Source organism: Proteiniphilum sp. UBA5384, assembly GCF_002410825.1.
Taxonomy (GTDB): Bacteria; Bacteroidota; Bacteroidia; order Bacteroidales; family Dysgonomonadaceae; genus Proteiniphilum.
This window is the reverse complement of sequence record NZ_DHOS01000051.1, coordinates 1-12,329: the sequence shown is the minus strand read 5'-3', so window position 1 is coordinate 12,329 and position 12,329 is coordinate 1. Positions and strand designations below refer to the sequence as shown.

6 protein-coding genes are annotated in these 12,329 nt (G+C 42.4%); all 6 read left to right on the top strand.

Translation table 11 applies throughout. The features are described 5' to 3' along the window. Window positions 1–2,764, top strand: a 2,764-nt coding sequence (locus B4G81_RS09790; RefSeq protein ID WP_294081998.1) for a SusC/RagA family TonB-linked outer membrane protein, incomplete at its 5' end; no start/stop codon positions are given. 13 nt (window positions 2,765–2,777) lie between these two features. Then, the gene (locus B4G81_RS09785) at window positions 2,778–4,298 is read left to right on the top strand and encodes a RagB/SusD family nutrient uptake outer membrane protein (RefSeq protein WP_294081996.1); all 1,521 of its coding nucleotides are present in this window, start codon (window positions 2,778–2,780) and stop codon (window positions 4,296–4,298) included. 18 nt (window positions 4,299–4,316) lie between these two features. After that, window positions 4,317–5,654, top strand: coding sequence for a SusE domain-containing protein (locus tag B4G81_RS09780; protein ID WP_294081994.1), 1,338 nt, complete (start codon window positions 4,317–4,319; stop codon window positions 5,652–5,654). Between the two features lie 35 nt (window positions 5,655–5,689). Beyond that, window positions 5,690–7,240, top strand: coding sequence for a DUF4832 domain-containing protein (locus B4G81_RS09775; RefSeq protein ID WP_294081992.1), 1,551 nt, complete (start codon window positions 5,690–5,692; stop codon window positions 7,238–7,240). Between the two features lie 155 nt (window positions 7,241–7,395). Continuing rightward, window positions 7,396–8,898 carry a DUF4874 domain-containing protein gene (locus B4G81_RS09770; protein WP_294081990.1) on the top strand — a complete coding sequence of 501 codons (1,503 nt, stop codon included), beginning with the start codon at window positions 7,396–7,398 and terminating at the stop codon, window positions 8,896–8,898. A 130-nt stretch (window positions 8,899–9,028) separates the two neighbouring features. Beyond that, a complete protein-coding gene (locus tag B4G81_RS09765) occupies window positions 9,029–12,172 on the top strand; it encodes a hypothetical protein (protein ID WP_286848806.1) in 3,144 nt (1,047 codons plus the stop codon). Window positions 12,173–12,329 lie beyond the last annotated feature (157 nt).

The following is a 12,329-nucleotide window of genomic DNA, read 5'->3' as shown; positions in this document are numbered from 1 at the left end:
GGCGTTAGAAGAAGTGGTTGTTGTTGGTTATGGTTCCCAAAGCAAGAAAACCCTTACCGGCGCTATATCAGTAATAGAATTTGACCAGATAGAGACCACCGGCTTAACTTCCATATCTCATGGACTAGCCGGTAAAGCAGCCGGGTTGAGAGTCAATCAGGTGTCAGCACAGCCGGGAGGAGGCGCAAAACTTAAGATCAGGGGTGAGGCTGCCGGTGGAGCCGGAAGTGATCCCCTGATTGTTATTGATGGATTCCCCGTAGGTTCCACAGGTGGTAATATGGATACTGAAGTGGGGCAAGGTTTTGGCCAGCTGGGGAATATAGATAATATTCTGGGGTCGCTCAATCCGGATGATATCGAATCCATTTCTGTATTAAAAGATGCGGCATCTACAGCTATATACGGGGCCCGTGCAGGTCACGGGGTTATCCTTATTACCACAAAGAGAGGGAGTAACCAGAAAGTGCAGACGACCTATTCCGGGCAGGCTTCAGTACAGGCCATGAGTGAAAAATTCCAAATACTGGGAGTGCAGGAGTTCATGGATATGCGGAACAGGCAATACTATGAGAATTATCTTGCAAATAACGGATTGGGAATCTATGCGGATTACATTAAACCCAATGAAAATCCCCCTGTATTCGTTCCTCATTATACAAATGATCAGATTTTAAGAGCTCAGAAAACCAATTGGCTCGATCTGGTAACCCGTACCGGATTTATGCAACAGCATAATATTCAGGTGGCAGGGGGTAGTAATCAGAGTAGATATCTGGTTTCACTGAACTATATGAAGCAAGCCGGTATAATTAAGAGAAATGACGTGCAACGTGTTTCCGGGCGTATAAATTTCGACCAGGATTTCGGTAAATATGTTACAGCCGGTTTAACGATGACATATTCTCAGAATAAGTTTGACAATGTTCCTTTGGGTTCCCATTCAGGAGAATATGCGGGTATTATAGCTTCTGCCGTAAGAGCCAATCCGGCCAATCCTGTGTATGACGATAACGGGAATTACTATCTGGACCCGTTGCGCTCTTTCGCTCCCAACCCGGTGTCATTACTTGAATATAAAGATTTGTCGATAAATGATCGTTTGCTGGCTAATACACATGTGACATTAAAACCGATAGAAGGGTTGGAGGTAAAGGGCCAGTTAGGAGTTGACAGGCGTTTCCAGAAGCGTTCTTCTTATATCCCTAAAACAACTGTGGAGGGACAACGTAACAATGGTTCCGGACGGATTGCACAAAGCGATGCCGCAGACTATCTTTTAGACCTGAATGCGACATACACCAGGGATTTTGATGAACACAAAATAAAAGGTTTGGTTGGATATGCGTTCCAGGAATATAACGGTGAGAGTTTAAACGGCATGGCAAGGGACTTTCTTACAGATGCATTCTGGTATCATAATTTAGGAGCGGGCTCCAGTGAGCGGCAGTCAGTCGGTTCAGGAGCATACAAACGTTCAATCGCTTCGTATTTCGGTCGTGTTAATTATAATTATAAAGACCGTTATCTGGTGGAAGCTACTTTACGTGCGGACGGTTCATCTAACTTTACTCCTGAGAAAAGATGGGGATATTTCCCTTCTGCATCGTTAGGATGGATATTTACAGAGGAAGATTTTATGAGAAATACAGGTTCCTGGTTATCTAATGGTAAATTCCGTATTTCACATGGTGCTACAGGGAATGAGAATGTAAGCTATGGACTTCAAAATACCTATTCGATCAATTGGAGAAACTTTGTTTTTGGTGATTCTGAACACAAAGGGGCCTATGTAAGCGCTATGGGGAATAAAGACCTTACCTGGGAAACGACTACAGAGTTTAATGTGGGACTGGATCTCGGATTTCTGAACAGAAGGATACAGGTTACAGCGGAGTACTTTAACAGGCAGGTAAGCGACATGTTGCAATGGGGTAAACCGATACCTTCCTATAACGAGGTCACCTCGATAGTGGCTAATGCCGGCAAAGTAGAAAGCCAGGGATATGAATTGACATTCAATACGGTTAATATCGCCAATAAGGATTGGAAGTGGAATACGACTTTGACACTGTCCCATTATAAAGATAAATGGAAAGAGCGTCCTGCATTTATCGCGATGAAGCCATACCAATCGAATAACGATCCGTTCAATGCCTGGTGGACCTACGAAGCGGTAGGGATCATGCGCCCGGGTGATCCTGTACCTGATGCCCAAAAGGATCTGCTACCGGGAATGGTCATCCTGAAAGATCAAAATGATGATGGTGTGATAAATGATGAAGATATGGTATACCAGGGAAGCGGGGCGCCAAGATTATATTTTGGATTCAACAATGAAGTGAAATATAAAAATTTTGACTTCTCCATTTATTTCTATGGTGAATCCGGCCAGGCCAAAGGAGCAAGCTATCTGGAACAATGGACGTTTATGGATACGAATCAGGCAATCAATGTTTCCGCATGGGCGAACAAGTCTTTCAGCAGCACGAACCTGAATGCTGATCATCCCACTTTTCTGAAACAAGGGACATACGGCTGGGGTGATTATTATGTAAGCAAAATTTATTACATACGTTGCGGCAGCATCACTTTAGGATATACGGTTCCGGTGAAGTTGTTACAAAATGTGCGGGTCTATGCCAATATAAACAACCCTTTTGTGATTACAAACTGGAAAGGGTTGGATCCTGAAACCGATAACGGGCCTTATCCTTATCCTAATATCAGATCGTTAGGCATGGGAGTAAATATAACATTCTAAATAAAATAATCGTATGAAGAAAATATTAAATAAGTTTATCGTAGTGATTTCTGTGGCAGTTATGTTAACAGGTTGTCAACTCGATAGCGGCCTTTACAGTGAGATAGGGGAGGGTATGGGATTCCCGAGTAATGCGGAGGACGCAACTGCCCTTGTTACGGGAACATGTTATACCATATTTTCCCCATGGGGTATTTTTTATCCTGATGCAGGTTATTTTACCAACTCGGAAATGGTCACAGACATAGGTGAGAACTCATGGGGATGGACTACCGTATATAATTCGTATGAAGCGGATGACTGGCATATTGACTCAGGTTCCAGAAGTCAATACCGTTCATATAATTATATCTCTATGATGACAATGTCCATCCATAAGATCTCAAATATTGAGATGAACGAAAACCTGAAAGAGCGGCTTATTGCAGAACTCAAGTGTGGCAGAGGATTTCTTGCATTTATCCTTTATGATTTGTATGGTCCTATTCAGATTGCTGATCTGGAAACATTGCTGTCGCCCAGGGATGAGAAACTGATACCCAGAAGAACGGATGCGGAAATGCATGAGTTTATTGAGACGAACCTGTTGGAAGCGGCTGAAGTATTGCCTTACAGTTATGGCTCTTCCGATTATGGGCGTTTCACCAAAGGGTTGGCAAACACTGTCCTGTTGAAATTTTACATGCTTACCAAACAATGGGAAAAAGCGGAAGCCATAGGCCGTGAATTGACAAAGCCTGAATATGGTTATAAATTAGTGGAAGACTATAATTCGTTATTTGACCTGGCTACCGAAAAAAATACGGAAACCATTTTTGCCGCAACTGCGAAAGCCGGTGTAATAGAACATAAATGGCATGCCCATGCTTTGCCGTCGGATTATCCGTCTCCTTCAGGAAGAACGATCACCAAATGGGGTGGATTTAAGGTCGCCTGGCCGTTCTACGAAACTTATGAGCCAAATGATAAGCGATTGGGAAGGCTTGTAGGGGAATATACCGGGACTGAAGGTGTATTGCATAACAAGAAGAATGACAGGGATAGCGGAATACAAGGCGCTCTGTACAAAGGCGCTGTCCCCCAGAAATTTGGTATGGAAGGGGTTGTAGGGGAAAACTGTGAAATAGATATACCTATCTATCGCTATGCGGACGTGATAACCTTGTTGGCAGAAGCTATTGTCCGGAATGCTGATAATGTAAGCCAGGAAGCTATTAACCACCTGAATGCTGTGCGTAACCGGGCGGGATTAAACTCCTGGACAATGGCGGATTTTTCGAATGTGGAAACTTTCCTGGACAAATTGTTATTAGAACGCGGTCATGAGTTTTATTACGAAGGCGTACGCCGCCAGGATTTGATCAGGCATGGTAAATTCATTGAAGCTGCCATTAAAAAAGCAGAATATGAAGGGCAGCCTACCGGAAAAATCACAACAATGGAAGGCGGAAAGTATAAATATGAGAGATTCCCGATACCTCCCGGTATTATATATGAGTCCCAGGGCCTTGTAGAACAAAATCCGGGTTATTAATTAAAAAAAATTAATACAATGAAGAAATATAGTATATATTTAATGATAACCGCTGTGTTATATATATTCTCTTCCTGCCAGGAAGATTATGGTTACAGGGTTGAAGTGCCCGTATCGGATATAACATTGGCATCACCGGAGAAAAATGCCGAAATAGACCTCAATGAAATGTCTATTGACGAATATACATTCTCTTGGAATGAGACTATTGAAGGAGGAACCACTCTTGTTTTAAGTGGCAGCGATGTTTTACTGGATCCTGTTTATTTTAAGGCCGGAGAGGCCAAATCCTATTCAATTAAGGCAGAATTGCTGGATCAGATCACCTCTGGATTTGGTATTGAAAACGGAAAAACAGGAACAATATACTGGGCAGTAAAACCGACTGACCATATTGGAATTGCAGCCCTGGAGATCAGGCCCTTGAATGTGAAACGGCTTATATCCAGATTGCTCCTTCCGGAGAATCAGAAACCTGTAGCATTAGACGGCGACAGGCCAGCACTGCCGGTTAGTTTTGCCTGGGATACAGAAGGAGAAGATCCGGCTACAGCATATTCTATTGTTTTCTCGAATAATAATGAGATGACGGGAGAGGTGGTAACCTACAATGTGGGTGCCGTAAACAGCGCGGGTATTACCAATAGTCAGCTGCAGGATGTATTTATCAAATATTCAAGCCATCCGTTCAAATCAATGCGTTTGTATTGGAACATCAAGAAGACAGAAGAGAATGAATATTTATCCCGTTCTTCTTCTTCGATAGAGGTGAATCCGATGATGATCTACAAAGATGTGCGCGGCGATGAGGAAATTACCTATAAGGTGGCTAAAATTTCATACAGGGACGGACGGGTACAATACTGGCTGGCAGAAAACCTGCGTACCAGAAAATATCCCGATGGGTCGGATATCGAGGAAGCTAACTATATGTTTGCACCGTCCAACCGTTATACGGAGGAGCAGGTAAAAGCCTTCGGAGGATATTATCGTCCTAATCCGTCCATGTTCCAGAAACTTCCGGCTGCAGGTTGGAGAGTGCCGACTATTACGGAATGCAGGGAATTATATGAAGAGGCGCTTGCACAGGAAGGCACCTATAATGTATTGAGAGATCCTGTATTCTATAATTACGAACCTACACAGTCAGATCCTAAAGTCAACAAGTGGAAACTGGGACTGGTGACCGCAGGTCAACAGCAAGGGGAGGACAAATCAATAACCAATACTACATTCTCATATATGATGGCCACAGGGATCGGGGAGAATACCCACCGTGCGGCTATGCTCGACCATTTTGCCATTTGGGAAGTGTGGGCCGTAGGAGCGAATGTAAGGCTCATATATGACAAATAAGTAGAGGTATTATTCAAATTAAAAAGAGATAAACGATGCGTCATATTACATTATTTTCAATTTTAATTATATGCATGTCGATGTTGTCGGTACTGTCCTGTGCCGACGACAAGACGACATTCCCGGTATGGGAGTATGAAGGGGAACGCGGAGAAGATCCTGAAAACCCCGGAGAACCGGAAGAGGTCGGTCCGCTTACCAGTATAAAAGCTATCCGTAATCCTGAAAGAGGTTATAACCTGGAAAGTAACTATTTCTCCCATAATCTTCGGAACCCCTGGCACAATGTGTCTTTTCCCAGTCTTTGGATTCCAGAGATAGCAACAATGAACAATGCGTTGCCGGATAGCCTTACGCTGACCCAGCTTACATTTTACCTGAGCGATTTTGTAGGGAAAGATATTTCCCAGGGGGCTTTTGATAACATGCAGCGGGTATTTGACGATGCCAGGGAATTGGGATATAAGATACATATTGTTTTTGCTTATGACTATGATCCGTATGCTACGGATGCGGAATTTGAAGATGTTTTTCGTCATCTGGAACAATTGAACCCTTTTATCCGGGATAATATAGGAATTATAGATCTTTGGAGAATGGGTTTTATTGGAGCATGGGGTGAAGGGAACCAGTCTCTGATGAGTACTGACTGGGATAATAAAACCAAGCTGGTAAAAGGTATCCTTGATGCTTATCCTGACAGGTTTATGGCCCTTCGCTATCCGAGTCATCTGGCAAGATTTATAGAGCGTGGGTTGGGTGATGAGTATGTGAAACGGGTAGGATACACCAATGATTATTTCACTGCTTCGGAACATCCGGCAGCTCCCGGCAATGATTACACGTTTGGGTCGGCAGATTATGCCCAGGTCATGGAGAAAGGACCTTATGTGAAAGTGGTCGGAGAAATTCCCTACGATGAAGATACCCAATGGGGATTAGATTTTCTTATATCGGTCCCGAATTCAATTCGTGCATTGAAAGAGCATCATTACAGCGCATTTGACGTAACTCAGAACAATGCATTGAATTTTGCGAACTGGAAAAGATACGAATTGACACCTGCTGCCCTGAAAGAGATGAATGTGCTTTTCGATGAAAGTTATTTCCGTAACGATGAAGGAAAATTAGTGGCCCGTTCGGCATACCAGTTTGTCAGGGATCATTTGGGATACCGGTTGTATATGGATAAGGAAGACAGTAAGCTTGAAGTGACGGGAGGAGAGCTCAATTATGATATAACAGTCTATAATACGGGATTCTCCACTATCCTTAATCCCCGCCCGATCAAGCTTGTTTTTGTTGACGGACAGGATCACATAACCCAGATCGTGGATTTGGATGATGTGGATCCGAGAACGTGGCAACCATGTGATCCCCGGTTGAATGATTTTAAACAGATATACCACAATATCAAAGGTAACGTATCTGTTTCTTTGTCCGGAAAATACAAAGTCGGTTTATGGATGCCCGACCCGACAGATGAACTGGAAGAGATCGCTGATTTCTCCATCATATTCGCTAATACGGAAATCATCCACACTCAAAAGCATAGGATAAGTGTAATAGGTGAGGTTAATTTTTAATGTATTTCTTATAAAACGGCACACAGATTTTTCAAGGAATCTCTTGTATGTGTGTCGTTTTATTTTAAAAAAACTACTATATAGGATTATGAAACCGGGATGATTATTTAATCATCAAGGGTGCCATACACCGATAAGAAAAATGAAATAATCATATGAGATTTGAGTTTATATCCATATTTATTTTTTATCTGCTGTTTATTCCCGGTGAATCCACTGCCCGGAATCAGAAAAATACAACGGCAGCCAAAGATATTGTGAAGATTGCCCCGTTACGCAATCCTGACAGGGGTTTTCATTTGGAGTCAAACTATTTTGCCCATGATATGACGAATCCATTCAGAAAAAACGAAATATTTCCAAATGGATTTATTGAAGCCCGGGAAAAGGTTTTTGATGCTGAATCCGAGAATCTGACATTATTACAATTGTATGTTTATCTTACCGAATGGGTGGATAAAGATATTTCACAGGAAGGATTGGAAAACATACAAGTCATATTCGATGAGTTGAAAAAACACGGGTATAAAGCTATCTTGAGATTTGCTTATAATTGGAAAGGTCTGGATGCTTCGGGTGGTGAATCGGAAAAGTGGATCTTACGGCATATAGATCAGCTGGAACCTTTACTGGAAAAAAACAGGGGGTTAATAGCCACGATACAGATCGGATTTTTAGGAGCATGGGGAGAATGGCATACCACCCCTTTACAGAACGACTTTACCGCAAAAAGTAATATTGTAAACGCCTTGTTAAAAGTATATCCGGAACCCTACAGTATTCAGATCAGGACCCCCGATCATAAGAACAGGCTGAATTTAGACAATGAAAAAGATAAAACACGTATTTCATACGCCAATGATTATTTTACGGCTGGCGAGCATAGCCACGCCCCGGGAAATGATTTCGTCCCGGGTAGTCAGTGGTACAGGCAGATTGAGAGAGAGTCGCCTTGGTTCTTTATGAGCGGGGAGATTCCCTACGACGAAAACACCGAATGGGGTTTGGCAGCACTCATCGATCCGGAAACTACACTCAGGATACTAAGAGACCATCACTACTCGGCCTTTGACCTCACTCAGAATTATCAATTGAATATCAAATCATGGAAAAATATAAAAGTATATCCGGGACTACTTGTAAAAAACAATATATTATTTTCGGAAGATTATTTCATGGATGAAAAAGGGAACAGAGTGAATAGGTCGTTCTTCAACTTTGTGAGGGACCATCTTGGCTATCGGCTCAATTTAACCGGCTCTTCCCTGAAAACAAAAAGCAAAAAGCTATTGTACGACCTGGAATTTACAAATACAGGTTTTGCAGCGCCGGTTAATTCTAAACCTGTTTACCTGGTGTTTATTGATGAGAGTAACAATGTAAAAAGAGAGGTAAGGATCAATGCTGATCCCCGGGATTGGCAACCCTATGATTTCAATAAGCAATCATACCAACCTTTAAGACATCGTTTGACAGGTGATATCCCTGTCGATCTGGCAGGAAAATACAGGGTCGGAATCTGGATGCCGGACCCGGATAAATCTTTACAATACAATGGTGTGTACGACGTAAAATGGGTTTCCAATAAGAATCTGTCACAATGGTATGATAATGATGGAAAATATGCGGTAAATATCATTGGAGAAGTTGTCTTGTAGCATCCAATCTGAATTATACGGAAAATATAAAAAAGTTTAGAAACTGTTTAAAGGCGAAGATATCTTTATCACCCTCTTTCGTAAGCAATTGGAACAGTTTCTTAGTGAATCAATAGAAAATGGAGGAGTTATGAAAAAGCGTACAGGATTTATTTTATTCATTCTTTTTTCTGTAATCTTATCTGTTCATGCTCAGTTACAAAAGGAGCAAAGAACGATACTGTACCCGGCTGGGGGAGAACAAGGACTTGTACAAATAGACCCGGGGAAATCCTTTGAACAGGAAGTTGTCTTTGAGAACCATGATTACCCGGTGAGACGTATCCTGCGTGTAGTAGGGGGAGTAAAGATGCCTGGTAAATTTGCTCCTCGCGGAGAAGAGTTTTTCCGGCAGCAGGAATACCTGATAGATGAAAATTTAGATTCAATCCACACTTATAAAGATCGTTATTCTCTTTATTTCAAGGGAGATGACGATCCTTTCGAACGCCATGCATATAACCGTATCACCGGTGTCAATTTTGATAAAAAAGGGGTCGATTTAGAGATCGCGTATAAACGTAAAAATCTGAAAACATCACCTAGAGGGGATTTTGGTATCGAGTTACAGATATACAATAAAAAAGAAGGGAGGCATGCCGATGAAATTTATGATAAAGCTGATTCTGTCATCTTTATACCGATCCCACAGGGAAGCGGAAACTTTAAATTATTAAAGAAAAATATTCAACTGCCGCCCAATGTGGCTACTATATTAGTACGTTTAGGGGGAACCAACTTCAGTGGCGAATGCTGGCTCGAAGCGCCTGAATTGTATGTAGACGGGAAAAATATAGTTGAATCCCCGTTTATTCAGAATGAAAGGAGGCCTGATGATTATAATTATTGGGTAGGGATAAATCTTGCCACCCGCAGTTGGCCGAAATGGAAGCTCGAATTCAAAGGAAAAACAATATTCGAAGGCAACATATTCGACCGCGCTTCGGATATTGCAGATTTCTATATCACCCTTCCAAAAGATATCACAGGTAAGGGAAACCTTAAGTTGACACTGGAAAAGGAACCAAACCGTGTCTCATTTCCTTATGAACTAAGGTCACTTCAATTATTGGAAGAAAGTGCACAGGATTTCGAGATTGTTTCAGTCCCCCGTTTTGTAACCGTCGGAGATACGACGGCCTTCCTGATCGAGACAAACAAGCCTGACGTAGCATTGACAGTATCTTCTTCAAACCGGAATATCCATCTGATCGACCCACATGTTACGTTCACAGATCCGGGACTACATGCTGTCCGGTTTTCAGCAATCAATCCGGATATCCGGGTCTCTATTGAATTTACAGACGGCACACTAAAAAAAACCGGTGTTGTCGAACAACTGATTGTAAAGAAGAAAGATAATATTTACCTCTCCTCCGGCGATGAAGTCCATATCGATAAAGAGTATGAACCCTATAATCAGTTCTTTAAATGGTATATACAAAACCGCCTCGGCAACTGGTACCATTTCAGGCCATCCTATCAATGGAGCGGAGTGAGAATAACCGATGAAAATATAATCAAACACTATACCTCTTTACTGAACAAAATGCATATCCCTTATGCATGGCAGGTAGAAGGGCGTACATTGGCAGCCACAAAGATCAATCCTTCGCTGGCCGCCCTCCAATCTCCTGTGTTCAGAGGTAAACAGGCGCATGAAAATGATGGCGGATATTACTACTGGCAACATTTTCTGTATAACGGGTTACATTCCGATATGGCCGCAAGGACAAGACCATACGGGGGAATATTTGCAAAACACAGGCCTATCTATACCGACCATGGGATTTTTATACATTACGATCCTTATGGTGTAAAAGATATGGCCGACGGAGCGGATAAGCTGATCGCGAATTTCAGCTATTCCCGTGGTGAAAGTACCCGTCATACCGGCCCTTCCACGATGTTCCGCTATCTTTACCGGGCCGGATACGAATGGCTCGGGGCAGAACAGATGTACGGGCCTGAAGATATTATTATGTCGGCTTTACGGGGAGCTTCAAGAGCTTATGGCAAGAAGGACTTCGGGTCGCTTCACGCCGTACAATGGGGGTCAAAACCTTTTACCGATCCGGAACATTCCCTGCGCTTTTATCTGTCTCTGGCAGTGGCGTATATGCATGGTTCATCCCATATTAACACGGAAGAGGGGTTATGGACGGATGAGTATTCAAATGACAGGTACACAAAAGCTGGTAAAGAACACCTGTACGCGCAGCATCAGATGTTGGATTATATAGAGACACATTCCCGTCAGGGAAGCCTGCATACGAAGATTGCCGTTATCCAGGGCAGGAACGATGCATGGAAGTCATTCGGGCGTACTTCAATCTGGTCGCAGAAAGGAGATAAATGGGCGTTCAACAAGGCGATGGAAAGTTTTGATCTGCTGAAAGTGTTTTATCCTGAAAATAATGTGGATTATTGCAGTACCGACGGTTTGTTTACTTCCACTCCATACGGGCCTGTGGATATTCTGCCGGTCGAGGCTTCCAATGACGTGATGAACCAATACAAAGCGCTGATCTTTTTAGGCTGGAATACTTTTGATAATACCGACTTTATACGTCTTAAAAAGTTTGTTGAGCGGGGAGGGACTCTGCTTTTGGGTGCCGTCCATATGAACAGTGAACTGCAACCGGACCTTCCTGCAAAATTCCCTGAAGACGATACTGTAATAAAAACATTGCTCGGCATTGATTACAAAACATATAAAGAAAAAACCGTAATTCCGTTGGGTAAAGGCCGGGTCATATATTATCCTGAAAATGTCTATCCCGCTGATAATTTAATAAGGAAACATTACATCGAAGAGATGAAAGACATTGCGTCAGGAATCACATCTGAAGAGTTGGAAAAAGGATGGATCAAAGCCTCTCCCCATATTAATTTCTCGGTATGGGATACGGGGAGCATGAGGACATTGTATTTACTGAATGTAGACTGGAAAAGTGATGATATCTCCCATCCGGCGGACTTTGTACTGAATAATAAAGTGTTCACCGTGGATGTGGATAGGTATACGATTACCTCTATTTGTTGTGCTGATAATATAGCCGCAACAATGAGGTCCAATACATCAGATATTCTGGCTTTTGAAAAAAAAGATGATAAATGGATTATCACTTGCCAGACCACAGAGAATGACCAGTTAACAATTTTTAACGGCATATCGGGTACATATGAGAAGATAATAATTAAATCCCCAGGCATACACATATTGGAACTTTGAGTTCACAATTTCCTTGTTACTAAAACAAAGTTATAGCCAAAACTTTATAGCCTCTACTAGTGTTACGTTAGTTCAGAACTGACGGATACAACCGTTTGAGTTTTATCCGAGCCTGTTCGTTTGTAAACTGCCATCGGAAATGTATACGACCATTTCG